Annotated in this window: 21 protein-coding genes; 16 read left to right on the top strand and 5 right to left on the bottom strand. The window is 71.4% G+C overall.

Annotated elements, in window-relative coordinates; all coding sequences use genetic code 11:
* Window positions 1-30 precede the first annotated feature (30 nt).
* The 4 genes from urtB to FGX59_RS19695 are packed head-to-tail and all read left to right on the top strand — an operon-like array spanning window position 31 to window position 3,491.
* The gene (gene urtB / locus FGX59_RS19710) at window positions 31-924 is read left to right on the top strand and encodes an urea ABC transporter permease subunit UrtB (RefSeq protein ID WP_138468842.1); all 894 of its coding nucleotides are present in this window, start codon (window positions 31-33) and stop codon (window positions 922-924) included.
* Window position 925: 1 nt separating this feature from the next.
* The gene (gene urtC, locus FGX59_RS19705; protein ID WP_138468841.1) at window positions 926-2,053 is read left to right on the top strand and encodes an urea ABC transporter permease subunit UrtC; all 1,128 of its coding nucleotides are present in this window, start codon (window positions 926-928) and stop codon (window positions 2,051-2,053) included.
* Entirely contained in the window at window positions 2,050-2,796 is a 747-nt protein-coding gene (urtD, locus tag FGX59_RS19700; RefSeq protein WP_138468840.1) for an urea ABC transporter ATP-binding protein UrtD, read from the top strand. The genes urtC and urtD overlap by 4 nt, the downstream gene beginning before the upstream one ends.
* The gene (locus FGX59_RS19695; protein WP_138468839.1) at window positions 2,796-3,491 is read left to right on the top strand and encodes an ATP-binding cassette domain-containing protein; all 696 of its coding nucleotides are present in this window, start codon (window positions 2,796-2,798) and stop codon (window positions 3,489-3,491) included. Before urtD ends, FGX59_RS19695 begins: the two co-directional genes overlap by 1 nt.
* Here FGX59_RS19695 and FGX59_RS19690 read toward each other — a convergent pair.
* Together FGX59_RS19690 and FGX59_RS19685 are read right to left on the bottom strand one after the other, a co-directional pair.
* Window positions 3,476-4,360, bottom strand: a complete 885-nt coding sequence (locus tag FGX59_RS19690; RefSeq protein ID WP_138468838.1) for an alpha/beta fold hydrolase — start codon at window positions 4,358-4,360, stop codon at window positions 3,476-3,478. The genes FGX59_RS19695 and FGX59_RS19690 overlap by 16 nt on opposite strands.
* A gap of 100 nt (window positions 4,361-4,460) precedes the next feature.
* The gene (locus tag FGX59_RS19685; RefSeq protein WP_138468837.1) at window positions 4,461-5,663 is read right to left on the bottom strand and encodes an aminopeptidase P family protein; all 1,203 of its coding nucleotides are present in this window, start codon (window positions 5,661-5,663) and stop codon (window positions 4,461-4,463) included.
* 265 nt (window positions 5,664-5,928) lie between these two features.
* Here FGX59_RS19685 and FGX59_RS19680 point away from each other — a divergent pair, with 265 nt between their 5' ends.
* From FGX59_RS19680 to FGX59_RS19660, 5 genes are all read left to right on the top strand, one after another.
* Window positions 5,929-7,731: a PhnD/SsuA/transferrin family substrate-binding protein gene (locus tag FGX59_RS19680; protein ID WP_171060735.1), complete on the top strand. Its 1,803-nt coding sequence runs from the start codon at window positions 5,929-5,931 to the stop codon at window positions 7,729-7,731.
* Window positions 7,721-8,353 carry a response regulator transcription factor gene (locus tag FGX59_RS19675; RefSeq protein WP_138468835.1) on the top strand — a complete coding sequence of 211 codons (633 nt, stop codon included), beginning with the start codon at window positions 7,721-7,723 and terminating at the stop codon, window positions 8,351-8,353. Before FGX59_RS19680 ends, FGX59_RS19675 begins: the two co-directional genes overlap by 11 nt.
* A gap of 99 nt (window positions 8,354-8,452) precedes the next feature.
* The gene (dsrO, locus tag FGX59_RS19670) at window positions 8,453-9,187 is read left to right on the top strand and encodes a sulfate reduction electron transfer complex DsrMKJOP subunit DsrO (protein WP_138468834.1); all 735 of its coding nucleotides are present in this window, start codon (window positions 8,453-8,455) and stop codon (window positions 9,185-9,187) included.
* Window position 9,188: 1 nt separating this feature from the next.
* Entirely contained in the window at window positions 9,189-10,292 is a 1,104-nt protein-coding gene (gene nrfD, locus FGX59_RS19665; RefSeq protein WP_138468833.1) for an NrfD/PsrC family molybdoenzyme membrane anchor subunit, read from the top strand.
* A 12-nt stretch (window positions 10,293-10,304) separates the two neighbouring features.
* Window positions 10,305-13,367: a molybdopterin dinucleotide binding domain-containing protein gene (locus FGX59_RS19660; RefSeq protein WP_138468832.1), complete on the top strand. Its 3,063-nt coding sequence runs from the start codon at window positions 10,305-10,307 to the stop codon at window positions 13,365-13,367.
* Here FGX59_RS19660 and FGX59_RS19655 read toward each other — a convergent pair.
* Complete coding sequence (locus tag FGX59_RS19655) at window positions 13,364-14,548, bottom strand: S8 family serine peptidase (RefSeq protein ID WP_240722589.1); 1,185 nt, start codon at window positions 14,546-14,548, stop codon at window positions 13,364-13,366. The genes FGX59_RS19660 and FGX59_RS19655 overlap by 4 nt on opposite strands.
* Before the next feature lie 220 nt (window positions 14,549-14,768).
* On the opposite strand from FGX59_RS19655, the gene FGX59_RS19650 reads away from it, so the two are divergent.
* Window positions 14,769-15,344 carry a hypothetical protein gene (locus FGX59_RS19650; RefSeq protein ID WP_138468831.1) on the top strand — a complete coding sequence of 192 codons (576 nt, stop codon included), beginning with the start codon at window positions 14,769-14,771 and terminating at the stop codon, window positions 15,342-15,344.
* Window positions 15,345-15,347: 3 nt separating this feature from the next.
* Here the strand turns inward: FGX59_RS19650 and FGX59_RS19645 are convergent, their stop codons facing one another.
* Together FGX59_RS19645 and FGX59_RS19640 are read right to left on the bottom strand one after the other, a co-directional pair.
* Window positions 15,348-15,890, bottom strand: a complete 543-nt coding sequence (locus FGX59_RS19645) for an RNA polymerase sigma factor (protein WP_138468830.1) — start codon at window positions 15,888-15,890, stop codon at window positions 15,348-15,350.
* An 83-nt stretch (window positions 15,891-15,973) separates the two neighbouring features.
* Window positions 15,974-17,269 carry an MFS transporter gene (locus tag FGX59_RS19640; RefSeq protein ID WP_138468829.1) on the bottom strand — a complete coding sequence of 432 codons (1,296 nt, stop codon included), beginning with the start codon at window positions 17,267-17,269 and terminating at the stop codon, window positions 15,974-15,976.
* A gap of 286 nt (window positions 17,270-17,555) precedes the next feature.
* Between FGX59_RS19640 and FGX59_RS19635 the strand changes: the two genes are divergently transcribed.
* The 6 genes from FGX59_RS19635 to FGX59_RS19610 all read left to right on the top strand — a co-directional run bounded on the left by FGX59_RS19635 (window position 17,556) and on the right by FGX59_RS19610 (window position 25,473).
* Window positions 17,556-18,599: a hypothetical protein gene (locus FGX59_RS19635; RefSeq protein ID WP_138468828.1), complete on the top strand. Its 1,044-nt coding sequence runs from the start codon at window positions 17,556-17,558 to the stop codon at window positions 18,597-18,599.
* Window positions 18,600-18,716: 117 nt separating this feature from the next.
* The gene (locus FGX59_RS19630; protein ID WP_138468827.1) at window positions 18,717-20,795 is read left to right on the top strand and encodes a hydantoinase/oxoprolinase family protein; all 2,079 of its coding nucleotides are present in this window, start codon (window positions 18,717-18,719) and stop codon (window positions 20,793-20,795) included.
* Window positions 20,788-22,566, top strand: a complete 1,779-nt coding sequence (locus FGX59_RS19625) for a hydantoinase B/oxoprolinase family protein (RefSeq protein WP_138468826.1) — start codon at window positions 20,788-20,790, stop codon at window positions 22,564-22,566. Before FGX59_RS19630 ends, FGX59_RS19625 begins: the two co-directional genes overlap by 8 nt.
* Before the next feature lie 142 nt (window positions 22,567-22,708).
* Complete coding sequence (locus tag FGX59_RS19620) at window positions 22,709-23,905, top strand: ABC transporter substrate-binding protein (protein ID WP_171060734.1); 1,197 nt, start codon at window positions 22,709-22,711, stop codon at window positions 23,903-23,905.
* A gap of 72 nt (window positions 23,906-23,977) precedes the next feature.
* Window positions 23,978-24,742, top strand: coding sequence for an ABC transporter ATP-binding protein (locus tag FGX59_RS19615; protein WP_138468824.1), 765 nt, complete (start codon window positions 23,978-23,980; stop codon window positions 24,740-24,742).
* Window positions 24,739-25,473: an ABC transporter ATP-binding protein gene (locus FGX59_RS19610; protein WP_138468823.1), complete on the top strand. Its 735-nt coding sequence runs from the start codon at window positions 24,739-24,741 to the stop codon at window positions 25,471-25,473. Before FGX59_RS19615 ends, FGX59_RS19610 begins: the two co-directional genes overlap by 4 nt.

The raw sequence follows: 25,473 nt of genomic DNA, 5'->3' as shown, positions 1-25,473 counted from the left end.
GGGCCCCTTCACGACAAGGAGACAGTTGACGTGGTCGACATCCTGTTCATCGGGCTCTCGCTCAGCTCGATCCTGCTCTTGGTGGCGCTCGGCCTGGCCGTGACCTACGGCGCCATGGGCATCATCAACATGGCCCATGGCGAGATGGTCATGATCGGCGCCTATACCGCCGTGATGGCCAAGATCTGGCTCGGGCTCGGGCTGATCGCCGCGATCCCGCTGGCCTTCATCGTCACCGCCCTGGCGGGGCTCGCGATCGAGCGGCTGGTGGTGCGCCGCCTCTATGGCCGCCTGCTCGACACGCTGCTGGCCACCTGGGGCATCGCCATCCTGCTGCAGCAGGCGATCCGGCTGGAATTCGGGCTGAGCTTCTTCGGCATCCATGTCGAGGGGCTGGGCTCGGGGCTGCAGAACGTGCCGGTGCCCGCCGCGCTGCAGGGCACGCTGCGGCTCTTCGGCCATGACTTCAACGCCTACCGCATCTTCATCGTGGCGATGACCGCGGCCCTGGCGCTGGCGACCTGGGTGGTGATGTACCGCACGGCGCTCGGCATGAAGGTCCGCGCGATCATCCGCAATCCCGAGATGGCCGCCGCCTGCGGCATCGACGTCAAGCGCACCAACGCGCTGACCTTCGCGCTCGGCTCGGGGCTCGCGGGCGTCGCGGGCGTGCTGATGGCGGGGTTCAAGACCGTCGCTCCCGACATGGGCGCCACGCTGGTCGTCGACGGCTTCATGGTGGTGGTCACCGGCGGCGTCGGCAGCCTTCTGGGCACCGTCGCGGCCTCGGGCCTCCTGGGCGAGTTCAACGCGCTCGTCGCCATGGTCTCGAACGACATCATCGGCCGCGCCGCGGTCTTCGCCGTGGTGATCGGCGTCATCCTTCTCAAGCCCGCCGGGCTCTTCACCTTCAAGGGGCGCTGACATGGCCGGACCTCTGACCAACTACCGCTTCTGGGCCTATGCCGGTTTCGCGATCCTGCTTCTGGCCCTGCCGCTCGTCGGCGACGAATTCTGGCTGAACCGCGTGGCCAAGTACCTCTGCTACGGCATGCTCGGCGCCGCCGTGGCGCTGACCTGGGGCTATGCAGGCGTGCTGAACCTGGGGCAGGGCCTGTTCTTCGGCATCGGCGCCTATGCGATGGCGATGGCGCTGAAGCTGAAAAGCTACACCTCGCTGCAGCAGGGCTCGGACCAGCCGGTGCCGGATTTCATGCTGTGGAACGCCCAGCCGGGCGCGCCGACGGAGCTGTGCTGCATCACGCCCGGATCCTGGATGTGGCTGCCCTTCCAGTGGCAGTGGACCGGCGTCATCGTCGCCGTCGTCCTGCCCGCGATCCTCGCCGGGATCATGGGGCGGATCATCTTCGGCCAGCGCATCTCGGGCGTCTTCGTGTCGATCATCACCCTGGCGCTGGTCCTGCTGGTGCGGCTCGTCGTGACCGATGCCCAGCCGCTGACCAACGGCTTCAACGGGCTGACCGACCTGGGCTGGCTCACCGTCTTCGGCCATGAGTTCGACCCCTATGCGAAAGGCACCTACTACCTCGTGGCAGTAGCGCTGATCCTGGTGCTCGGCCTGTCGCGGCTGCTGGTGGCGACGCGGGCGGGGACGATCCTGCAGGCGACGCGCGACAGCGACACCCGCGCGCTCTATCTCGGCTATGACGTGCCGGCCTACCAGACGTTCTTCTTCGCCGTCTCGGCGGCGATCGCGGGGCTCGCGGGCATGCTCTATGTGATCGTCTCGGAATTCGCCTCGCCGTCCTTCCTGGAGCTGTCCTTCTCGATCACCATGGTGGTCTGGGCGGCCGTGGGCGGGCGCGGCTCGATCCTCGGTGCGGCCGTGGGCGCGATCCTGATCAACATGATCGAGGCGCATGTCTCCGAGACCGAGTCGCTGGTCGAGGCCTGGAAGGCGATCATCGGCCTCTTGTTCGTCGTGACCGTCATCTACCTGCCCAAGGGGCTCGCGGGCTTCGCGCATGAGCGGATCGCCCGCCTCGCCGGGCCGCGCGCGGCGCTGCAGCTGAAAGAGGAGGCCGGGCAATGACCGCTGCCTTGATGCTTGACGGGCTGGCCGTCGATTTCTCGGGCTTCCGCGCGGTGGACGGCGTGTCCATGGCGGTGGAGCAGGGCGAGCTGCGCGTGCTCCTGGGCGCCAATGGCGCGGGCAAGACGACGCTGATGGACCTGATCTCGGGCAAGACCCGGGCGACCGAGGGCAAGGTGCTGGTCCAGGGGCGCGACGTGACCGGCCTGCGCGAGCACCGCATCGCCCGCGCCGGCGTGGGGCGGAAGTTCCAGATCCCCTCGGTCTTCTCCGGCCTCACCGTGCGCCAGAATCTCGAGGTCGCGCAGTCGAAGCGCCCCTCGGTCTGGTCGAACCTGCGCTTTGCCCTCGGCATGTCCGAGAAGGCGCGGCTCGGCGAGGTGCTGGAGCTGATCGGGCTCGAGGCCGAGGCGGAGCGCGAGGCGGGGCTTCTCAGCCACGGCCAGACGCAATGGCTGGAGCTGGGGATGCTGATGATCCAGGACGCCTCGGTGATCCTGCTCGACGAGCCGACCGCGGGGATGACCCAGGGCGAGACCGCCAAGACGGCGGAGATCATCAACCGGCTGAAGGGGCGGCACACGCTCCTGGTGGTCGAGCACGACATGGCCTTCGTGCGCGACATCGCCGAGCGGATCACGGTGCTGCATCTGGGCCGCGTGCTGGCCGAGGGCAATGTCGCCTTCATCGAGAACCACCCGGAGGTGAAGGCCGCCTATCTGGGCAAGCAGGGGATCGCCTGATGCTGGAACTGGTCAATCTGGACGGATATTACGGGCGCTCCCGCGCGCTGGAGGGCATCGACCTGTCGATCCCCAAGGGCGAGATCACCGGCATTGCGGGCCGCAACGGCACCGGCAAGACGACGCTCCTGAAGACGATCATGGGGCTGACCGAGGCGAAATCGGGGCAGATCCTGATCGGCGGCGCGGATTACGCAAGGCGCCCGACGCATGAGCGGGCCCGCGCGGGCATCGCCTATGTGCCGCAGGGCCGGGGGATCATCCCGGAATTCACCGTCCGCGAGAATATCGTGATGGGCGGTTTCGCCAACCGCGCCGGGCGGCGCGAGGTCCCCGGCATCGTGCCCGAGCTCTTCCCCTACCTGGCCGAGAACATGCACCGCCCCGGCGGCGTGCTCTCGGGCGGGCAGCAGCAGCAGCTGGCCATCGCGCGGGCCCTGGCGGCGGAGCCCGACATCGTGCTGCTCGACGAGCCGAACGAGGGCATCCAGCCCTCGATCGTCGAGGAGATCGAGGCGGTGATCCTGCGGATGCGCGACCAGCTCGGCCTGACGGTGATCCTGGTGGAGCAGAATATCGGCTTCCTGCGCCGCGCGGCCAGCCGCTTCGCCATGCTGGAGAAGGGCCGGATCGCCTGCTCGGGTCCGATCGCCGAGCTGACCGACACGGTCGTCGAAACCTATATGACGATCTGATCCCCGCGGGCGGCGCGGCCCAGATGCCGCGCCACCGCCGCCAGAACTTCGGCGGGGCGTTCCTCGGCCAGGAAATGCCCCGCCTCGACCGCCTGGCCTTCCGCCTGCGGGAACCAGGCGCGCCAGGTCGCCACCGGATCGAGATGATGCGCGACCACGCTGCGGCTGCCCCAGAGCACCAGGCAGGGAATGTCGACCTGGCGGCCCAGATCGGCGCGGTCATGTTCCAGATCCACGCCCGCCGCCGCACGGTAGTCGCCGCACCAGGCCGCCACCACCGAGGGCGTCGCCGCCGCGCGTTCGTACTCCGCCATCGCTTCCGGCGCGAAGGTCTCCACCGGGCCCGACAGCCCCGCCAGGACGGCATGCAGGAACGCCACCGGCGCGGCATTGACCAGTTTTTCGGGCAATCCGCCCGGCTGGGCGAGAAATGTCCAGTGATAGTAGCGGATCGCCAGCCAGTCATCCATCACCCGCCAGACATCGAGCGTCGGCAGGATGTCGAGCAGCGCGACCGAGCGCAGCGCCGCGGGATGGTCGAGGGCCATGCGATGCGCGGTGCGCGCGCCGCGGTCATGGGCGACGAGGTCGAAGCGGTCATGCCCCAGATGCCGCATCAGCGCGACCTGGTCCGCCGCCATGGCGCGGAAGCTGAAATCGCCGTCATGGCAGAGCGAGCCGCCATAGCCGCGCAGATCGGCCAGCACCACGCGGTGGCTCTGCGCCAGCACGGGCGCGAGCGGCGCCCACATCGCCTGGGTCTGCGGATAGCCGTGAAGCAGCAGCAGCGGATCGCCGCTGCCGCCCGTGCGCACGCGGATCCGCGCGCCGGGAAGCTCGACCGCGGTCTCCTCGAAGCCCTCGAACATGGCGCCCTCCTCCTGCCGGTCCCTGCACCGCAGGAAGCCACGGAACCGGCCGGCGGGGAAGACCGGCATGGCGGCGCAGGCGGGGCGCCGCCGCCCGGGCTCAGCCGAGGATGTTGAAGCCCGGCCCGTAGGGATAGCCGGTGATGTTCTCGGCGCCGTCCTCCGTCAGGATCAGGATGTCATGCTCGCGGTAGCCGCCCGCGCCGGGCTGTCCCTCGGGGATGGTCAGCATCGGCTCCATCGAGATCACCATCCCGGGCTCCAGCACGGTGCCGATATCCTCGCGCAGCTCGAGCCCGGCCTCGCGCCCGTAATAGTGGGAGAGCACCCCGAAGGAATGGCCGTAGCCGAAGCTGCGGTACTGCAGCAGCCCGCGTTCCTCGAGGAAGCCGTTGATCGCCGCCGTCACCCCGTCGCAGCTCGCCCCGGGCTTCAGCAGCGACATGCCGAATTCATGCGCGGCGACATTGGCCTCCCAGATTGCCAGCGAGGCGGCATCGGGCGCGCCTGCGAACATCGTCCGCTCCAGCGCGGTGTAGTAGCCCGAGATCATCGGGAAGGCGTTCAGCGACAGGATGTCCCCGGGCGCGATCTGCCGCGCGGTCACCGGGTTATGGGCGCCGTCGGTATTGATCCCCGACTGGAACCAGACCCAGGTGTCGCGGTACTCGGCCTCCGGAAAGCGCCGGGCGATCTCCAGCTCCATCGCGTCGCGCCCGGCCATCGCCACGTCGATTTCCCGCGCGCCGGGCCGGACCGCGTCGCGGATCGCATAGCCCCCGGCATCGGCCACCGCCGCGCCCTGGCGGATCAGCGCCAGCTCGGCCGGGGATTTGCGCATCCGCTGGGACATCGCGGCCGGGGCGATGTCGGCGCATTCCGACGGGGCGAGAAAGCTGTCGAACAGCGCCTTCTGCGCCAGCGTCATGTGGTCGGCCTCGTAGCCGAGGCGCCGCCCCGTGCCGGTGACCGAGCGGATCGCCCGCCAGTAGTTGTCCCGCTGCCAGTCGGTATAGGTCAGGTTGTCGCCATGGCTGCGCCGCCAGGGCTGGCCGGCATCGATGCCCGCGCTGACCGTGACGCTGTCCTGTTGCGTGACGACCAGCCCGTAGGGGCGGCCGAAGCTGCAATAGAGGAAGCCCGAAAAGTAGGCGATATTGTGCATCGAGGTGAAAAGGCAGGCCTCGAGCCCGTCGCGGGCCATGGCGGCGCGAAGGCGCGCAAGCCGCGCGTCGTATTCGGCCGGGTCGAAGGGCAGGCTGCGGCTGCCCTGGTGCAGGCGGTAGAAATCGGGACGGTCCATTCGCATCATCCTCTGTCTGGACGAAGCCGCGCGGGGATCTCCCTCGCCGCGGCAACGGCAAAGCGGGATCCCGGCGTTCAGGATGGGGGAAGGGGCCCGCAGGATGCGGCGGCGACGCCATCGCCTGCCCCGGAGCCGAGACTGGCCGAAGCCGCGCCCCCGGGCAAGGGGATTTCCGCCGCCCCCCGCGACAGGCGGCCGGTTTGACCGCCCTGGCGCGATCTGCAAACTGCCCGGGATCGGGCCGGGCGCCCGGGAGGGTGTCATGACCAGGCAGACAGCCGGGGGAAATCGCCGGGCAGGGCGCGCCGCTGCGCTGCTCCTCGCGCTGGCGCTGCCTTGCGGGGCAGGGGCGGAGACGCTCAAGATCGGCGTGCTCGACTATCTGGGTTCCGGGCATTCCCGGACCCATTGGGAGCCGACCCTGCAGGCGCTGCGCCGGGCGCTGCCCGGGCATGGCGTCGAGCTGCAGGCGCTCGGGCTCGCCGCGCTCGATGCGGCGCTGGCAGAGGACCGGCTGGATTTCGTGATCACCAATCCGGGCAACTACGCCGAGCTGGAATACCGCCACCATGTCAGCCGCATCGCCACGGCCGAGGGCGACCTGCCGGTGGCCTCGACCCTGGTCGCGGCGGCGCCGCTCGCCGGGCTCGGCGATCTCGCAGGGCGGCGGCTGGCGATCGTCTCGCCGGAGGCGTTTGGCGGGTTCGAGCTGATCTGGGCGGAAATGGCCCGGGCCGAGCCCGGGCTGAAGGGCCGGGTGGAGCTTGTCGTCACCGGCTATCCGATGCAGGCGGCCGCGGCGGCGGTGCTTGACGGGCGGGCGGAGGCGGCGGTGCTGCGCGCCTGCATGCTCGAGGCGCTGCAGCGGCAGGACCCGGCGCGCTATGGCGCGCTCCATGCCTTTGCGCTGCGCCCCTCGCCGGAGGCGGCGGGCTGCGCGGTCTCGAGCGCGGTCTATCCCGGCTGGGCCTTCGCCCGCACCCGCACGACGCCGCCCGCCCTGGCCAAGGAGGTGGCGGTCGCGCTGATGCAGATCGGGGCGGGCAATCTCTGGACGGTGCCGCATGACTACCAGGGGGTGCATGCCCTGATGCGCGAGCTGCAGATCGGCCCCTATCGCCGCGAGGGTCCGGTGCCGCTGCGCGAGGTGCTGGCCGACTACCGCGACTGGCTGATCGCCGCGCTCGTCGCGCTGGCCTTCTGGGCGGTCTATTCGGTGCGGATCGAGACGCTGGTGCGGCGCCGCACCCGGGCGCTCGACAGCGCCAATGCCCGGCTCCTCCACGAGATGGCCGAGCGGCAGCGCGCCGAGGAGGCCGACCGCCAGCACCGCCGCGAGCTGGAGCATGTCGCGCGCCTGTCGATCCTGGGCGAGATGGCCTCCGCGGTGGCGCATGAGCTGAACCAGCCGCTGGCGGCGATCTCAAACTACGCGCAGGGCTGCCTCCTGCGGCTGCGCGCGGGCAGCCTGGCCCCGGAGGAGATGTCCCGCGCCTCCGCCGAGATCGCCGCCCAGTCGGAGCGCGCCGCCACGGTGATCCGCCGCATCCGCGCCTTCGTGCGCAAGCGCGAGAGCCAGCGCGCGCCGGTCGCCATCCCGGGGCTACTGGAGGAATGCGAGGCGCTCTACGGCGCGCCCGCGCGCCGCGCCGGGATCCGGGTGGAGCGCGACTGCGCGCCCGGCCTGCCCGCGATCAGCGGCGACCGCGTGCAGCTGACCCAGGTGGTGCTGAACCTGGTGCAGAACGCGCTCGACGCGATGGCCGGGACGCCGCCCGCGGCGCGGCTGGTGACGATCCGCGCCCGGGCGCAGGCGGATCCGCGCGACGGGCCGGGGGTCTGCCTGTCGGTGCGCGACCGCGGCACCGGCATGGATGCCGCCGCGCTGGCGCATTTCGCCGAACCGTTCCATACCACCAAGGCGGAGGGGATCGGGCTGGGCCTCGCGCTCAGCCGCTCGATCGTCGAGGCGCATGGCGGCGCGATGCGCGCAGCGCCCCCGCAGGACGGGCCGGGGCTCGAGGTGCTGGTCTGGCTGCCGGCGGAGGGGATGCATGACGGGTGAACCGGTGATCCATGTGGTCGATGACGACCGGGCGGCGCGCGAGGGGCTGGGCTTCCTGCTATCCTCGCTGGGCCTCGCCATTGCGGAACATGCCAGCGCGGCGGGCCTGCTGGCCGCGCTCGGGGACGGCACCGGGGACGGCACTGGGGAGGGCTGCATCCTCGCCGATCTGCGGATGCCGGGGATGAGCGGGCTGGAGCTGCTCGACGAGCTCGGACGCCGCGGCTGCCCGCTGCCGGTCATCATGATCACCGGCCATGGCGACGTGCCGCTGGCGGTGCGGGCGATGCGCGCGGGCGCGATGGATTTCTTCGAGAAGCCGGTGAACGGCCTGGCGCTGGTGGAGCGGATCACCGAGGCGCTGAAGCTCAGCCGCGAGCGCGCGGCAGCCGCGCGGGCGGCGCGGGACCTGCAGGCGCGGGTCGCCAGCCTGAGCCCGCGCGAGGCGCAGGTCGCCGCCGGGGTGCTGGCCGGACGGCTCGGCAAGCAGATCGCGGCAGATCTGGGGATCTCGCCCAAGACCGTGGAGATCCACCGCCATAACGCGATGGAGAAGATGGGCGCCTCGAATGCGGCGGAGCTGGTGCGCCTGCTGGCCGCCGCCGGCTGGACCGCGGGCTAGGGGGAAACCCCTAGCGGCTGGGGGTTTCCTCCGAATACCAGCGGGCGGTCGGCAGGCGTAGCCTCGGGGCAGGGTTCCACCGAGGAAAGGATCTGACCCATGGACACCACCCGCCGCGGATTCCTGGGCGCCATCGGCCAGGTCAGCATCGGCGCCGCCGCCTCTGTCGCCGGGGCGGACCCGGCCGCCGCAGAGACCGGCGCGCCGCATTGGGGCATGGTCGTCGATCTGCGCAAATGCATCGGCTGCCAGGCCTGCACCGTCGCCTGCATCATGGAGAACGCCGTCCCCGAGGATGCCTTCCGTACCCATGTCTCGGTCTACGAGCTGGTGGCGGAGGGGCAGGATCCGGCGATGGTCATGCTGCCGCGGCTCTGCAATCATTGCGACGACCCGCCCTGCGTGCCGGTCTGTCCGGTCGGGGCGACCTTCAAGGCGGAAAGCGGAGAGGTGCTGGTCGATGCGTCGCGCTGCGTCGGCTGCGCCTATTGCGTCCAGGCCTGCCCCTATGATGCGCGATTCATCAACCACGACACCCAGACCGCCGACAAGTGCACCTTCTGCTTCCACCGCACGCAGGCGGGGCTGCTGCCGGCCTGCGTCGAGACCTGCGTCGGCGGCGCGCGCAATTTCGGCGACCTGAACGACCCGGAGTGCGAGGTCGCGCGGATGCTGCGCGAGCATCAGGTCTCGGTGCTGCGCCCCGAGATGCACACCAATCCGAATGTCTACTATATTGGGCTCGATGAGGTGCTCGATGGCCGCGTGGCGGGCGAAGCCGCCTACCGCCCGCCCTTCGATGCCGCGCCCGCCCGCCACGGGGAGGGACTGTGAGATGCAGGTCCACGAACTCGTCGGCGCCGTGCACGAGGCAGCCTGGCTGCCCTGGGCGGTGCAGTACTTCTTCCTGATCGCGGTCTCGGCGACGGCGCTGCTGACGGCGCTGCCGGGCTTCCTCTCGGCCCGCCCGGGCGGGATCCGCGCGGCGCGGCTGGCGCTGATGGCGGCGGTCACCACCGGGGTGGCGGCGCCGATCGCGCTTCTGGCCGACCTGCACCAGCCGGGGCGGTTCTGGGAATTCTTCGTCTATACGAACCCCACCTCCTGGATGGCCTGGGGCGCCTGGATCGTGCCGTCCTACGTGGCGCTGGTGCTGGCCTTCGCCTGGGCGGTGCACCGGCCGGGATTCCATGCGGCGGGCGCGCGCGACTGGCGCTTCGCGCCGCTCTACCGGCTGCTGGCGCTCGGCGGGCCGGGCAACGGCTTCGCCCCCTGGCTGGGGCTGGCGGCGGGGGCCGCGGCGGCGGGCGTTCTGGCCTATACCGGGATGGAGGTGATGGTGGTGCGGGCGCGGCCGCTCTGGAACACGCCGCTCCTGCCGCTGCAATTCGCCGCCACCGGCGCGGTTGGCGCGCTGGGGCTGATGCTGGTGCTCGAACGCGTGCTCTGCCGCGACGGCGGGCTCGAGGCGCAGCTGAACCGCCGCCTGGCCCTGGCGCTGGCGATCGTCGGCGCGCTCGGCACGCTGTGGCTTGCCGCCGGGCTGAGCGGGCTCTCGCCGCGCCATGCCGAGGCGCTGGCCTCGGTCGCGGGCTTCCCGGTCTGGCAGCGCATCGCGCTCTGGGCCGCCGCCGCCATCCTGCTGCCCTTCCTGCTGGCGCTGGCGATGCCGCGCCGCACCGGCTGGATCACCGGGCTGACCGCGATCCATGCCGCCTGGATGTTCCGCTGGAGCGTCTTCATGGGCGGGCAGGCGGTGCCGAAGGTCGGCTCCGGCCTCTATGACGCGCTGGTGCCCGCGGGCGCGGCCGAGCTGGCGGGGGTGATCGGCACCTTCGGGCTCTGGCTGTTCCTGGCCATCGCCTACACGAGTTTCATCCCCTGGTCCGATGCGGCCCGTCCGGCGGCCCCTGTCCGCCGCGCCGCCCGTCCCGTCTGAGGAGCACGACCCATGTCCACACGCCGCAACATCCTCAAGGGCGCCGCCGCCACCGGCGCGATCGCCACCTTCGGCGCGGGCTATGCCGCCACCGCGCGCAAGCTCGCCCGCGGGCACTGGTCGGGCGAGGTGCCCGCCGATGCCGTCACCGGCAATTCCGCGCCGCCGGAATTCCGCATCGACCCCGCCACCGGCGAGCTGGCGCTCAATCCGGAGATCGCGCTGAGCTACACGATGTGCATCGGCTGCACGACGATGTGCGGCGTGCGGGTCAAGGTCGACAAGGCCGCCAACAAGGTGCTGCGGGTCGCGGGCAATCCCTATTCGCCGATGTCGACCGATCCCTTCATCGACTACGCAACCTCCGTCGCCGACAGCTTCCGCGCCATGGCGCAGACCGGCGCGGGGCAGGGGATGGCGCATCGCTCCACCGCCTGCGGCCGCGGCAATGCCGTGCTGGAGCAGGTCGCCAATCCGCGCCGCGTGCTCGCGCCGCTGAAGCGGGTCGGCCCGCGCGGCGCGGGCCAGTGGCAGAGGATCAGCTTCGGGCAGCTGGTCGAGGAGATCGCCGAGGGCGGCGACCTCTTCGGCGAGGGCCGCGTGGCCGGGCTGCGCGAGATCCGCGACCTCGAGACCCCGATCCGCCCCGGTGCGCCCGAATTCGGCCCCCGCGCCAACGGGCTGGTCTGGATGAACGGCGTCGATGACGGCCGCGACGCGCTGGTGCTGCGCTGGCTGAAGCAGGGCTTCGGCTCCAGCAACTTCACCCGCCACGGCAGCTACTGCGGCGGCGCCTACCGCTCGGGCTCGGGGGCGATGTTCGGCGATCTCAAGCAGATGCCCCATGCCAAGCCGGATTTCGCCAATGCCCGTTTCATCCTCTTCGCGGGCACGGCGCCGGCCAATGCGGGCAATCCCTTCAAGCGCGTCGGAACGCTGGTCGCCAAGGCGCGGAGCGAGGGCGAGCTGAGCTATGCCGTGGTCGATCCGGTGCTGAACAACGCCCAGAACGGGCCCTCGGGCACGCGCTCCCGCTGGATCCGGATCACCCCGGGCACCGACGGCGCGCTGGCCATGGCGATCATCCGCCGGATGTTCGAGGCGGGCACGATCAACAGCCGCTACCTCGCCCAGCCAAGCGCCGGGGCGGCCGCCGCCGCGGGCGAGGCGAGCTGGACCAATGCCACCCATCTGGTGATCGCCGAAGAGGCCCATCCCCGCTTCGGCCGGATGCTGCGCGGCTCGGATATGGGGCTCGCCCCCGGCGCGGAGGGCGATCCCTTCATGGTCGCCGCGCCCGCAGGGCCGGTCCCGGCCGGGACCGGCGCGGCGCCGCTCTTCCATGACGGCGTGGCCGGGACCATCGAGGGGCCGGTGCGGGTGAAGACCGCGCTGACGCTCCTGCGCGAGGAGGCCATGGCCGGGAGCGTCGAGGCCTATTCGGCCGCCTGCGGCATCCCGGTCGCCACGATCGACTGGCTCGCCTCCGAGCTCGGCCGCCATGGCCGCCGCGCCGCGGTCAACAGCCATGGCGGGATGATGTCGGGTTCGGGCTTCTACAACGCCTATGCGCTGATGATGATCAATACGCTGATCGGCAACCTGAACTGGAAGGGCGGCACGATGATCGCCGGGGGCTGGTTCCCCGACACCAGGGGCCCGGCCTATGACCTGGCGTCCTTCCCCGGCGCTGTCACCGCCAGGGGGCTGCCCTTCGGCCGCAACGGGCCCTACGAGAAGACCAGCGAATTCAAGGCGAAGCTGGCCGAGGGTCGGCCCTATCCCGCGGATGGCCCCTGGTATCCCAACGCGCCGGGGCTGGCGACCGAGTGGCTTTCCTCGCTGGCCGAGGGCTATCCCTACCGCGCCGAGGCGCTGATCCTGCGCAACACTAATCCGGTCTACGGCGTGCCCGGGATCGCCCATCTGGCGGAGCGGCTGAAGGATCCGGCGGTGGTGCCGCTGATCGTCTCGATCGACCCGTTCATCAACGAGAGCTCGGCCATCGCCGACTACGTCGTCCCGGATTCGGTGATGTACGAGACCTGGGGCTTCACCAAGCCCTGGGGCGGAGTGGCGACCAGGGCGACCTGCGCGCGCTGGCCGGTGATCGAGCCGCGGATGGAGCGGACGCCCGCCGGCGCGCCGATCGGGATGGAGGCCTTCCTGATCGCCCTGGCGCTGCGGCTCGGCCTGCCGGGCTTCGGGCCGCAGGCGATCCCGGATGCCGCGGGGGTGCTGCATCCGCTGGAGCGCGCCGAGGACTGGTACCTGCGCGGCGCGGCGAATGTGGCCCTCGCCGGGGAGGCGCCGGTCGCGGAGGCGACCGACGAGGATATCGAGATGTCGAATGTCGCCCGCATCGCCGCGGATCTGCAGGCGGTGCTGAAGCCCTCGGAATGGCGCCGCGCGGCGACGGTCTTTGCCAAGGGCGGCCGCTACGAGCCGATCGGGCGCAGCTACGAAGGCGAGCGGGCGCGCCATGCCTTCGCGGCGCCGATGCAGGTCTGGAACGAGGATCTGGGCAGCTACCGCCGGGCGACGACCGGCACGCGGCTGCCGGGCACGGCCGCCTGGCGCGCGGCCGAATTCGCCGACGGCTCGAAGGTGGCGGACCACTACCCGGAAAGGGACTGGCCGCTGAAGGTGGTGAGCTACAAGTCGCCCCTGCAGAACTCCTATTCGGTGGGGGCGCCGACGCTCCTGCGGATCACCGCCTCGAACCCGGTTTCGCTCGGCACCGCGCTGGCCGCCGAGCATGGCATCGCCACCGGCGACCGGATCCGGCTGAGCACGCCCGGCGGCACGCTCGAGAGCACCGCGCTGGTGCGCGAGGGGGTGGCGCCCGGGACCGTGGCGATCGAGCACGGCTTCGGCCATCGCGGCTTCGGCGCGGGCGACATTACCATCGACGGCGAGACCTGGCCGGGCGATCCGCGGCTCGGCGCCGGGGTGCTGCTCAACGACCTGGGCCTTGTCGATCCGACCCGCGCCCATGCCGGGGTCTGGGTCGATCCGGTCTCGGGCACGGCGGTACGCCAGGGCCTGCCCGCGCGGATCGAGCGGCTGGGCTAGCCCGGCAGGCAGGAGGCGGGCGCGCCGATCAGCCCGGCCCCGAAAACCGGGTCGGGCCCCGGCGCGCCGAGATCGGCGGCGCTCTGCCCCAGCGCGCGGCGCTGACGGTCCGGCGGCGCGCCGTAGAGCGCCGGATCGGCGGCCAGCCAGGCGGTGACGAAGGGCGCGGCGATCGAGGTGCCGGTGGCAAAGCGCGTCTCGCCCTCGACCGGCAGCAGCACGTCGACCCCGGGGGCGGCGATATCGACGAAGGGCCCGTTCACGGCCATCGGATAGATCTGCCGCGCGGCATCGACCGCGGTGACCGCGATGACATTGCCGAGCGCCGCCGGATAGCGCGGATGCGCCGCCGCCCCGTCATTGCCGACCGCCGCGACGATGGTCATGCCATGGGCGGCCGCGCGGTCGATGCCGCGGTCGAGGAGCTTGTTGTAGGGCCCCGCCAGGCTGACATTGACCAGCCGCACGCCGTTCTGCGCCATCCAGTCGAGCGCCTCGAGCAGGCTGTCCACCCCGGCCTCCTCGGCGCCGCGGGCCGAGTGGCCGATCACCGCCGCGCCATAGAGCGTCACCCCCGAGAGCCGGCCGGGATCCGCGAGCACCATCGCCACTTCGGTGCCGTGCCGCATCGGCGCGGCCGCCCCGCGGTGGAAGGACTTCATCGTGATCCGGGTGCCCGCGAAGGCCGGGCGCGCGCTGTCGATGCCGGTATCGATCATGCCCACCGGCCCGGCGGCGCGGCAGGGGCTGTCGGGCCAGGCGATCAGCCGGTCGGCATAGTCGAGCGCGGCGGGCAGGGCGGCCGGGCGGTAGGCATGGTTGACCCCGGCCGTGGCGGCGGGCTCGATCCGCTCCAGCGCGGCGATGGCGCCCGCCCCGTCGAGCGGCGCGGGAATGGCGTAGCGCTGCATCGCGAGCCCCAGCCCGCCAAGCGGCACTTCCTCGCGCAGCACGAAGCCCTCGGCCACGGCCCCCTCGCGCAGCCGTGCGGCCGCTGCGCCCGGCGGCACCAGCGCCACGATTTCGCCCGGATCGACCACGTTGCCGGCATCGGCGCGCAGCGCCTCGGCGGAGGGCGGGTCGAGCCGGTAGTCCGCGCAGCCGGCCAGGCCGAGGGCCAGGCCAAGACCCAGGGCGGTGGAAAGCGCCGTCAGCCGGCGGTGTCTTGCTGTCTGTCTCATGCCGCTTGGTCGTCCCCCGCACCGGACCGGTTCAAATATACCTCCGGGCGACATTCGGCCCGGTCCGGGGCCGCAATCAACCCGGTTTTTTGAACCGCGGCCCCGGCTGGCGCGACAAAAGCGCAGGGATCGGCCCCGGAGCCGCGGATCCCGGCGCTTCGGAGCTTCTGTTCCGCGGCGAAGTCTGGAAGACTCCGGCCAGAGAAGGACGGGACGCGACATGGATCAGGATCAGGACGACAGGATACTCGCCTACATGCAGGACCGGCTCGACCCGGCGGCGCGCGCGGAATTCGAGGCGGAGATGGCCGCCCGTCCCGCGCTTGCGGCCGAGATCGCGATGCTGCAGGGCACCGTCCGGGAATTCGGCCGCAGCGAGCTGCCCGCGGGCTCGCGCGAGGCCGGCTGGGAACGGCTCTCCGCGGCGATCGATGCCGAGCGGATGCCGCGTCCGGCGAACCGCAACCGAGCGCTGGCGGCGCTGAAAGTCGCGGGGATCGTCGCGGCGACCGTGGCGGTCTGGCAGTTCGGCGTGGTCCCGCAGCTGCCGCAGCAGGAGCCCGGATTCATCACCGCGACCGAGACGGCAGAGGGGCCGGTGCTGCGCGCGGCCTTCGTGCCCGGGGCGACGCTGGGCGAGGTCACGCAACTTCTGCAGGAGGCCGGGGCGCGGGTGATCGACGGGCCGGGCGCGCTGGGGCTCTACACGCTGGGCTTTGCCGACGATGCCGCGCGCGACGCCGCCGAAGCGCGGCTGGCCGCCGATCCGCTGGTTGCCGCGATCAGCCGTCCCTGAGCCTCAGCGCCGCCGCCCGAGGCAGTGCATCAGCGCCTGTTTCGCGTGGAAGATCCGGGTCTTGACGGTGCCGACCGGGATGCCCTCGATCTCGGCGATCTCGCCATAGGGCAGCTCTTCGTAGAAGGCGAGGCGGATCACCGCGCGCTGTGCCGCCTTCAGCCCGGCAAGGCAGGCGCGCAGCCGCAGCGCATCCTGCGAGGCCTCCATCACCGCGGCGGCATCCGGCGCGGTGTCGGCGGTCTCGGGCACCTCGTCGACATAGGACAGCCGCCCGCCGCGGCGCAGCCGGTCGGCCAGGCGGTTGCGGGCGATGGCGAAGATCCAGGTCCGCACCGAGGATTTCCCCGAGAAGCGCCCGGCATTGCGCCAGACCTCCATCATCGCGTCCTGCAGCGCGTCCATCGCCGTCGCCTCGTCCTCGCAGCGGCCGCGCAGGAAGGCGTAGAGCGCGTCGTGATGGCGCTGGTAGAGCGCGTGCATCGCGGCCTTCTCGCCGCGCGCGACTGCCTGCAGCAGAAGCTGGTCGTCCTCTTGTCCCTGCATCGCCCCCGGTCCGGTCCCGCGCTTTCCCCCGCGAGGTGTAGGCCACCCCGGGCGCTGCGGCAATCGGCTTCCGGCCGCAGGGGTCAGGCGCCGCGGGCGAGGGCGCGCTGGCTGCGCAGGGCCAGCAGGACCCCGGCCGCGGCGGCCAGCGCCAGGCAGAGGGTGAAGCCCGCATAGGCCGGAGACAGGCCGAAGGCGTCGACCATGTAGCCGAAGACGAAGGTCGGGATCGCGTTGGCAAGATAGCCGACCACGTAGAACCGCGCGATCCGCGCGCCGAGCTCGGTCGGCTCCGAGATCGCGTTGACCAGCGCGGCGCCGCCGGCGAAGGCTGCGCCATAGGCCAGCCCGCAGAGCGGCATCGCCAGCACGAAGACCGCCGGCAGCGCCGCCGCGGCGCCGACGAGCGTGGCCAGCGGCAGCAGCGCCAGCAGCGCGGTGCCCGCGAGGATCGCCCGGATCGGGCGGACCCGTCCGGCGAGCACCTGGCCGATCCCGGCGAAGAGCTGGAAGAGCGCGGGCATCAGCCCGGCCAGCGCGTGGAAGGTCAGCCCGAAGAGGTCGGTGGCCAGCGTCACGCCCATCGCCATCAGCATCGAGCCGAGCATCCAGGCCACCGCGATCGCCAGGCAGGCCAGGCGGAAGAGCCCGCCGGTCAGCTCGGTGCCCGCCAGCGGCCGGACCGTGCGCGCGGCTTTGGCGGCCGGACCGGCCTGGCGGCGGCGCGGCGGCCAGGGCGCGGCGGAAAGCCCGAGGAAGGCGATGGCGGCAATGACGGCGATGGCCAGGAAGGGCGAGACCAGCGGCGCCAGGCCGGCCGCGAGCGCCGCCGAGGAGAGGCAGGGGCCGAAGGCCGCCCCGCCGGTGAAGGCCACGGTGGCGACGGTGGCGGCGCGGCCGCGTCTCTCGGGCAGGTCGAGCTCGAGGATCGCGGCGGAGGCGGCGGAGGTGATCAGCCCGGTGCTGACCCCCGAGAGCAGCCGCCCGGCCAGCAGCATGCCCACCCCGTCGGCGGCGGCGAAGACCAGCGCGCCGATCGCGGTGCAGACCAGCGCCGGCAGCAGCACCTGCCGCCGGTCCGAGATCCGCCGGTCGATCCGCCCGGAGAGGAACAGCGCGAGGAGCGTGCCGAGCGCGTAGACCGAGAAGATCGTCGTCCCGGCGCTGGCGGGCAGGTCCCACTCGGCGACATAGACCTGGTAGAGCGGGCTCGGCGTGGTGCTGGCCAGCAGCGCGGCGAAGATCGCCAGCGCGCAGGAGGCGCGGCCCATGAAATGCGAGCCGTCGCCTTCGCCGAGCCACCCGGCGAAGGGCGCCCGGACGGACGGGCCGGCGGCGCCGGAGAGGCCGAGGGCGTGCAGCCGGTCGGAGAGGTACATGCGGAAGAACTTTCTGCGCGTCGGGTTCCTTGCGGTTCCCGCGCCATGCGGCAGGCGGCCGCCCCGCGGAAGGGGGACCGCGGAACGCGAACCGGTCTGTCGGGCAAGGGTACAGGCGCGGGCATTGCCTTCGCAACGGCGGAATCCGGCAGGCGGCCATGCTCTGCCTGCAGGGCTTGGCGGCGTGGCGCGCAGGGTCAGGACTTCTGGCGCGCAGGGCCGGTCCGGCGTGCGGAGCGGCGGCTATCCTGCGGCCCAGGGCAGCGGACGGGACCGGACGGATATCATGCAGGACAGGCAATTGCGGGCAGAGCGGCTCCTGGCGGCGGCGGATGGCGCGCTGGCGGCCGGGGCGCATGGCGCGGCGCTGGAGCGCTACCGCCAGGTCTTCGCCATGGGGCTGGAATCCTGGCCGATGCACGTGAATGCCGCCCAGTGCCTGAAGCGCCAGGGCGATCTGGCCGCCGCTTTCGCCCATTTCGACCGCGCCTTCGCGCTGAAGCGCCTGCGGCCGGGCCGGTCCGCCCCGCGGGAAGCGGCCAATCCGCTGCAGCTCAAGCATCTCGAAGAGCAGCTCGGCTGGCTCGAGCGCACCGGCCGGATCGCGGCGCAGCCCGCGGGCGGCCCGGCCGCGCTGGCGGAGACCTGCCTTCTGCGCGCCGCGCCGGATATCCCTGAGACGATGCTCTCGGAGCGTCTCTCGGTCCAGCGGATCGCGCTTTCGGGCGGGGCGGGCGACGCGATCTACGTGATCGACAACCTGCTGTCGCCCGGGGCGCTGGCCGGGCTCGCCGAGCAGCTCCTCGGCTCCACCTTCTGGTTCGACGCCCGCGCCGAGCGGCACTATCTGGGCGCGCATCTGCATGACGGGCTGGCGACGCCCTTCATGCTGGCGCTGGCCCGGGCGATGCACGCCGTGACCGAGCGGCTGGCCGGGCCGGTGCGGGTGGCGCAGCTCTGGGCCTTCCGCTACCTGCGCGAGTCGCGCGGCATCGACATCCATGCCGACCAGGGCGACTGGAACCTCAATCTCTGGCCGGTCAGCGAGGCCTTCCTGGAGCCGGGCGGGCAGGGGGGCATGACGCTGTGGGACCTGCGGATCGGCGCGGACATCCCCTTTGCCGAGTACAATGCCCGCCCCGACCTGAACCGCAGCCGGATCGCCGCCGCGGGCGCCGCCGCCCACCAGGTGCCCTATCGCGGCAACCGCGCGGTGCTCTTCCCGTCGCGCTACCTGCACCGCACCGACGCGGCGCGCTTCTCGGAGGCCTTCGAGGGGCGGCGGATCAACGTCACCATGATGGCCGACCGGACCGGCGATGCGGCCTGACGGTCCGGGTCAGATCTCCTGGCGCTCCGGGCAAGGCGGCGGCGCCCGGAGGCGGGTAGGACCGGAGGTGGCAGTCCGGGGCCCCGCGCCCCGGCCGGAACGGAACGCGGAGGCGCAATGTACAGAATTTCGGTAGATACCGGCGGGACCTTCACCGATGTCGTGGTGACCGACGGGCAGGGGCGGCTGACCGTCGGCAAGGCGCTGACCACGCCCGAGCGCAGCTTCACCGGGCTGTCGGACTCGATCGCCAATGCGGCGGAGCAGATCGGCATCCCGCTGGGGCAGCTGCTGGCCGAGACCCGGGTGATGGTCTACGGCACGACGCGGGCGACCAATGCGATCGTCGAGCGGAAGACCGCGAAGACGGCGCTGCTGGTGACCGAGGGCTTCCCCGACGTGCTGGTCTTCCGCAAGGGCGGCAAGCTCAACGCGCTGGAGATCAACGCGCCGGTCGAGCCGCCCTACATCCCGCGCGCGCTGACCTTCGAGATCCCCGAGCGGATGAATGCCGAAGGCGGCGTGGAGACGGCGCTCGACGAGGCGGCGGCGCGCGCCGTGCTGGAGAAGCTCGGCCGGATCGGCATCGAGGCGGTGGCGGTGAGCCTGCTGTGGTCGATCGCCAATTCCGCGCATGAGCGCCGCCTGGGCCAGCTGATCGAGGAGATCCTGCCGGGCGTGCCCTACACGCTGTCCTCGGCGCTGAACCCGACGATCCGGGAATACCCGCGCAGCTCCTCGGCGGCGATCGACGCCTCGCTGAAGCCGCTGATGCAGACCCATCTGCGCGACCTGAAGGCCGATCTCGCGGCGGCGGGCTTCGGCGGCGAGCTCTTGATCTCGGCCTCCTCGGGCGGGGTGATGCATATCGACGACGTGGTGCAGAAGCCGGTCTACATGGCGAAATCCGGCCCCGCGATGGCGCCGCTGGCGGGCATCGCCTATACCCGCGCCGAGGAATTCGGCAATGACGTCATCATCGTCGATACCGGCGGCACGACCTTCGATGTCTCGCTGATCCGCGACGGCGCGATCAAGTACACCCGCGAGACCTGGCTCGGCACGCCGATGGCCTCGACCATGCTCGGGATGGCGACGGTCGACATCCGCTCGGTCGGCGCGGGCGGCGGCTCCATCGCCTGGGTCGATGACGGCGGCATGCTGCGCGTCGGTCCGCACAGCGCGGGCTCGGTGCCGGGTCCGGCCTGCTACGGCAAGGGCGGGCTGCGCCCGACCGTCACCGACGCGGCGGTGGTGCTGGGCTATATCGATCCCGACCGCTTCCTCGGCGGCCGGATGAAGCTTGACCGCGCCGCGGCGGAAACCGCGATGCAGGGCGTGGCGGTGCAGCTCGGCAAGACGATCTGGGAGACCGCCTCGGCGATCCTGCGCATCTCGTCGGAGACGATGATCAAGGCGATCGAGGACATCACGACGAATGACGGGGTCAGCCCCTCGGACAGCACCATCGTCGCCGGCGGCGGCGCAGCCGGGCTGAACGTGCTGTCGATCGCGCGGGCGATGAAGGCGAAGAACGTGGTGATCCCGAAGACCGCCGGGGCGATCTCGGCGGCCGGCGGGCAGTTCTCGGACATCGCCATCGACTTCTCGGCCTCCTGCTACGGTGCCTCGGACGCCTTCGATTCCGCGGCCGTCCGCGAGGCGCTCGGCGGGCTCGCCGCCCAGAGCGCCGAATTCGAGGCCGCGCTGCGCGCCAAGGGCGTCGATACCTTCCGCCGCCAGCTTTTCGTCGAGGCGCGCTATGCCCGCCAGCAATGGGAGCTGGAGGTCGAGCTGCCCGTGGACTGGGCGCAGGAGGCGGCGGATGTCGAGCTGCTCGAGACGCTCTTCGCCCAGCAGTACCAGCGGCTCTACCACGTAAACCGCAAGGGCACGGTGGTCGAGGCGATCAACTGGCGCCTGCGCGTCGCCGCCATCCTGCCCTCGCCCCAGGTCAGCTGGGAGGGCCCGTCGGAGACCGTCCCGGGCGAGCGCGAGAACCGCGCCTATTTCGACGGGGCGGGCCATATCGCCACCCGCGTCCTCGACGGCACCACGCTTCCGCTCGGCTGCGAGATCGCCGGGCCCGCGATCATCGAGGAGCCGACCACCACCATCGTCGTCGATCCCGGCATGACCGGGCGGCTCTCGCATAGCGGCAACTACATCTTCGAATTTGGAGGCAATCATGGCTGACGGCTCCCCGATGACCGGCTTCGATCCGGTCGAGCTTGCCATCATGGGCAACCGGCTGGACGCGATCGTGCGCGAGATGACCTCGACGGTGATCCTGACCGCGAATTCCAGCGTGATCGGCATGGCGCGGGACTTCTCCTGCTCCATCCTCTCGGCCGATCACGACATCATCGGCGTGGCCGAGGCGCTGCCCGTCCACGCCTTCGGCTCGAACCTGCAGGGACAGGCGATGGCGGAATTCCATCCCGGCTTCCGCGAGGGCGACGCCTTCCTCAACAACGACCCCTATAACGGCAACACCCATGCCGCCGACCACACGATCCTGGTCCCGGTCTTCTTCGAGGGCGCGCATCTCTTCACCTCGGTGGTGAAATGCCACCAGGCGGATTGCGGCAACTCGGTGCCGACGACCTATTTTGCCGCCGCGACGGATGTCTACAACGAGGGCGCGCTGGTCTTCCCGATGGTGCAGATCCAGTCGGACTACACCGACAACGAGGACATCGTGCGGATGTGCCGGGCGCGGATCCGCGTGCCCGACCAGTGGTACGGCGACCTGCAATCGGCACTGGCGGCGGCCCGCACCGGCGAGCGCGCGCTGATCCGCTTCGCGGAGAAATACGGCGCCGAGCGGGTGAAGGCCTTCGTCACCGCCTGGCTCGACTATTCCGAGCGCCGCGCGGCCGCCGCCATCGGCCGCATGCCCGCCGCCACGCTGGAACGCCACGGCCGGCTCGACGCGCTCGGCGAGTTCCTGCCCGAGGGCGTCGAGATCTTCGTGCGGATCACCATCGATCCGGAGAACCGGAAGGCGGTCGTCGACCTGCGCGACAATATCGACTGCGTCGATGCCGGGGTGAACCTGTGCCAGGCGACCGCGACCGGCATGGCGATCACCGGCATCGCCAACTGCCTGGAGCACGACCTGCCGCTGAATTCCGGCACTTTCCGGCGGATCGAGGTGCTCCTGCGCGAGAACTGCGTGGTCGGCATCCCGAAATTCCCGCACAGCGCCTCGACCGCGACGACGCTGCTTGCCGACGTGATCTGCAACACCGCGCAGAGCGCGATTTCCGAGATCGGCGACGGGTTCGGCCTGTCGGAATCGAACATGTTCCTCGGGGTCTCCACCGGGGTGATCTCGGGCCATGACGAGCGCGGCGGCGGCGACTATGTGAACCAGCTCTTCCTGATGGGCGGCGGCGGCCCGGCCTCGCCGGAGGCGGACGGGCTCGACACGTTCACGGTGATCGCGGGTGCGGGGCTGTGCTACCGCGACAGCATCGAGATCACCGAGCAGCGCTTGCCGATGCTGGTGAAATCCATGAAGCTGGTGCCCGGAACCGCCGGGGCGGGGCGGCAGCGCGGCGGGGTCGCGACGCGCACCGAATTCGGCCCGCGCGGCAGCGAGATGGTGGTCATGCAGGTGACGAACGGCGTCGCCACGGGCCCGCGCGGCGTGCAGGGCGGGCACGATGCCTTTCCCGGCGCCAATATCAAGGTCCACGCCGACGGCACGGAGGAGGTGCTGCCCGGCTACCTGCACACGGTCCTGAAACCCGGCGAGACCATCGTGGGCATTGATTCGGGCGGCGGCGGCTACGGCGATCCGGCCGTGCGCGATCCGGCCCGCGTGCTGGCGGATGTGGCGGAGGGCTACGAGACCGCCGGGCGCGCCCGCGAGATCTACCGCGTCGCGATCCTCACCGATGCGGAGGGATTTGCCACCGGAGTCGACGCGGCGGAGACCGCGCGGCTGCGCGGGGCCTGATCCGCGGCGGGCCCGTCCTGGCCGCCAGGATCAGGCGTTCCGGCGCTCTGGTCCCGGCGGCGGGGGCGGGGCCGCGGCAAGATCGGGGCGGGGCGGCCGGGCCGCCGCGCCTTGCAACGACAATGACCAACAGGAGTGGAACATGACGAACAGGACCCTTGCCTCCGGGCTTCTTGCCGGCGCGCTCGCGGCCGCGGCGGCCACCGGCGCGGTTGCAGCAGACCCGATCAAGATCGGCTTCGCGATCTCGCTCTCGGGGCGGCAGTCGGTGACTGATACCGATGGCTACCGCATCGCCCAGATGTGGATCGAGAAGCAGAACGCGGCCGGCGGCCTTCTGGGCCGGCAGATCGAGTTCTTCACCGCCGACAACAAGACCGACCTCGCCGAGTCGGTGAAGGCCGGCCAGCAGGTGCTGCGCGAGGACCCCGATCTGGTCGCGGTCAGCTGCGACTACGATTTCGGCGCGCCCGCCGCCGTGCAGGTGCAGAAGGCTGGCAAGATCTCGGTGTTCCAATGCGCGGTCGATCCCAAGGCGGGCGTGGTCGGCGTCGGTCCCTACGCCTTCTCCGCGGGCATCGCCTCGCAGCTCGACGGCGCGGTGATCGCCGACTGGGCGCTGGAGCGGAAGGACCTGAAGAAGGCCTTCGTGCTGGAGGATGTCGCGGGCGAGGCGCAGAAATCCGCCTGCGCGGGCTTCAAGTGGAATTACGAGCGCGAGGGCGGCGAGATCGTCGGCTGGGAGCAGTTCCGCTTCGACGACGCCTCGATCGCCAGCCAGGTCAGCGAGATCTCGAATGCCATCGCCAATGAGGGCGCCCAGACCGTCATGCTGTGCTCGCATCTGGGCGCGGGCGGCGCGGTCCGCCAGATCCGCGCGGCGGGGATCGACGTGCCGCTGCTGGGCCCGTCGATGTTCGACGGTGTCGCCTGGACCTCGGCGGTGCCGGGGCTGACGGAGTTCTACATCCCGACCGCGGTGGTGATCGAGGGCGACGCGCGCCCGGAGGTGCAGGCGCTGACCGATGCCTTCGCGGCGAAATACGGCGACAAGCCCTCCTCGATGTTCGCCTATCCGATCTATGCCTGGCTGGAGCTGTGGGCGAAGGCGGTCGAGGCCGTCGGCACGACCGACAGCGCCAAGGTCGTCGCCGAGATGAACACCTATGCCGACGAGCCGACCACGCTGGGTCCGCGCAGCTTCTCGCCCGAGCTGCACATCCAGACCTCGATGCCGATGCAGATCTCGGAATTCACCGATGGCCGCCAGGTGCTGGTCGAGGAATGGAAGATCGACGCGCCGATCCCGCAGCAGGTGCTCTACCGCATCGGCGGCTGAGCCGCGACCCGGCCGGGCGCCGCGCGTGCCCGGCCTTTCCCTTCTCCCATCCAGAGGAACCGCAGAGTGCGAATGGATGCCAAGATAGCAGAGGCCGGCGCGGCCCGGGCGGCGGAGGCGCTCTCGGTCGCCGGCGTCACGGTGCGCTTCGACGGGCTCGCCGCGATCAGCGGCGTGACGCTGAGCCTTGCGCCGCGCGAGATCGTCGGGCTGATCGGCCCGAACGGCGCGGGCAAGACCACGCTGGTCAATGTCCTGACCGGGTTCCAGCGGCCCAGCGAGGGCCGGCTGGAGATCGACGGGCAGGATGCGCTCGGCTGGTCGCCCGCGAAGGTGCGCCGCGCGGGCGTGGCGCGCAGCTTCCAGGCGGGGCGGCTCTTCGGCAAGCTCACGGTGCTGGAGAACGCCCAGGTCGCCGCCATCGCCGCGGGGATGTCGCAGCGCGCGGCGCGGGCGCGCGCCGCCGGGATCCTGGAACAGGTGGGGCTCGGCGGCCAGCTCGGCCAGCTGGCGGGCAGCCTGCCCTATACCGACCAGCGGCGGCTCGACATCGCCCGGGCGCTGGCCTCGGGGCCGAAATACGTGCTGCTCGACGAGCCCGCGGCCGGCATGTCGGATGCTGAATGCGAGGATCTGATGCGGATCATCCGCGGCCTGCCGGACCGCTTCGGCTGCGCGGTGCTGCTGATCGAGCACAACATGCATGTCGTCATGTCGCTTTCGGACCGGCTGCACGTGCTTGACGGCGGGCGCACCATCGTCACCGGCACCCCCGCCGAGGTGCAGGCCAACCAGGCGTTCCTGAGCGCCTATCTCGGCGCGGAGGTCGCGGAATGAGGACGCCCCATCTGGAGGTGACGGACCTCCATGTCAGCTACGGCCAGATCGCGGCGCTGCGCGGCGTCAGCCTGCGCGTCGAGCGCGGCGAGACGGTCTGCATCGTCGGGCCGAACGGCGCGGGGAAATCGACCCTGCTGGCTGCCATCGCGGGCGGCGTGGCGGCGGGGCAGGGGGCGGTTCTGCTCGGCGGCAGCCCGGTGACGGGACTGGCCCCCGAGGCGATCGCCCGCAAGGGCGTCTCGCTGGTGCCCGAGGGGCGGCAGATCTTCTCCACCCTCACCGTGACCGAGAACCTCAGGCTCGGCGGCTTCCTGCATTCGAACCCGGGCACGGCGCGCTGGCTGCTGAACGACCTGATGGACGTCTTCCCCTCGCTGAAGGCGCGGGCGGGCTATCCGGCCGGGCGGCTCTCGGGCGGCGAGCAGCAGATGCTGGCCATCGCGCGGGCGATCATGACCGGGCCCGAGCTGATCCTGATCGACGAGCCCTCGCTCGGCCTCGCGCCGAAGATCGTCGACCAGGTCTATGCCATTCTCGCCGAGATCAAGGCGCGGCGCGGCGTGACGCTGCTGATCAACGAGCAGAGCTCCACCCGCATTCTGAAGCATGCCGATCGCATCTACGTGCTGCGCGGCGGCCGGATCCAGCTCGAGGGCCGGGCGGAGGAGCTTGCCGACGGCGAGGCGATCAAGCGCGCCTATTTCGGCTTCGACAGGGAAGGGGCCTGA

This window comes from Poseidonocella sp. HB161398 (assembly GCF_005870025.1).
GTDB lineage: Bacteria > Pseudomonadota > Alphaproteobacteria > Rhodobacterales > Rhodobacteraceae > Mangrovicoccus.
The sequence above is the reverse complement of the archived record's forward strand: the minus strand, read 5'-3'. Positions and strand labels throughout refer to the sequence as shown.

What these genes read in the sequence shown, in the direction of transcription:
- FGX59_RS19680 (WP_171060735.1), top strand. Translation starts at nt 5,929, where the DNA reads ATGACCAGGCAGACAGCCGGGGGAAATCGCCGGGCAGGGCGCGCCGCT.
- FGX59_RS19690 (WP_138468838.1), bottom strand. Translation starts at nt 4,360, where the DNA reads ATGTTCGAGGGCTTCGAGGAGACCGCGGTCGAGCTTCCCGGCGCGCGG.
- FGX59_RS19615 (WP_138468824.1), top strand. Translation starts at nt 23,978, where the DNA reads ATGGATGCCAAGATAGCAGAGGCCGGCGCGGCCCGGGCGGCGGAGGCG.
- urtD (WP_138468840.1), top strand. Translation starts at nt 2,050, where the DNA reads ATGACCGCTGCCTTGATGCTTGACGGGCTGGCCGTCGATTTCTCGGGC.
- FGX59_RS19640 (WP_138468829.1), bottom strand. Translation starts at nt 17,269, where the DNA reads ATGTACCTCTCCGACCGGCTGCACGCCCTCGGCCTCTCCGGCGCCGCC.
- FGX59_RS19660 (WP_138468832.1), top strand. Translation starts at nt 10,305, where the DNA reads ATGTCCACACGCCGCAACATCCTCAAGGGCGCCGCCGCCACCGGCGCG.
- FGX59_RS19645 (WP_138468830.1), bottom strand. Translation starts at nt 15,890, where the DNA reads ATGCAGGGACAAGAGGACGACCAGCTTCTGCTGCAGGCAGTCGCGCGC.
- urtC (WP_138468841.1), top strand. Translation starts at nt 926, where the DNA reads ATGGCCGGACCTCTGACCAACTACCGCTTCTGGGCCTATGCCGGTTTC.
- FGX59_RS19620 (WP_171060734.1), top strand. Translation starts at nt 22,709, where the DNA reads ATGACGAACAGGACCCTTGCCTCCGGGCTTCTTGCCGGCGCGCTCGCG.
- FGX59_RS19695 (WP_138468839.1), top strand. Translation starts at nt 2,796, where the DNA reads ATGCTGGAACTGGTCAATCTGGACGGATATTACGGGCGCTCCCGCGCG.
- FGX59_RS19625 (WP_138468826.1), top strand. Translation starts at nt 20,788, where the DNA reads ATGGCTGACGGCTCCCCGATGACCGGCTTCGATCCGGTCGAGCTTGCC.
- nrfD (WP_138468833.1), top strand. Translation starts at nt 9,189, where the DNA reads ATGCAGGTCCACGAACTCGTCGGCGCCGTGCACGAGGCAGCCTGGCTG.
- FGX59_RS19685 (WP_138468837.1), bottom strand. Translation starts at nt 5,663, where the DNA reads ATGGACCGTCCCGATTTCTACCGCCTGCACCAGGGCAGCCGCAGCCTG.
- dsrO (WP_138468834.1), top strand. Translation starts at nt 8,453, where the DNA reads ATGGACACCACCCGCCGCGGATTCCTGGGCGCCATCGGCCAGGTCAGC.
- FGX59_RS19675 (WP_138468835.1), top strand. Translation starts at nt 7,721, where the DNA reads ATGACGGGTGAACCGGTGATCCATGTGGTCGATGACGACCGGGCGGCG.
- FGX59_RS19635 (WP_138468828.1), top strand. Translation starts at nt 17,556, where the DNA reads ATGCAGGACAGGCAATTGCGGGCAGAGCGGCTCCTGGCGGCGGCGGAT.
- FGX59_RS19610 (WP_138468823.1), top strand. Translation starts at nt 24,739, where the DNA reads ATGAGGACGCCCCATCTGGAGGTGACGGACCTCCATGTCAGCTACGGC.
- FGX59_RS19650 (WP_138468831.1), top strand. Translation starts at nt 14,769, where the DNA reads ATGGATCAGGATCAGGACGACAGGATACTCGCCTACATGCAGGACCGG.
- FGX59_RS19630 (WP_138468827.1), top strand. Translation starts at nt 18,717, where the DNA reads ATGTACAGAATTTCGGTAGATACCGGCGGGACCTTCACCGATGTCGTG.
- FGX59_RS19655 (WP_240722589.1), bottom strand. Translation starts at nt 14,548, where the DNA reads ATGAGACAGACAGCAAGACACCGCCGGCTGACGGCGCTTTCCACCGCC.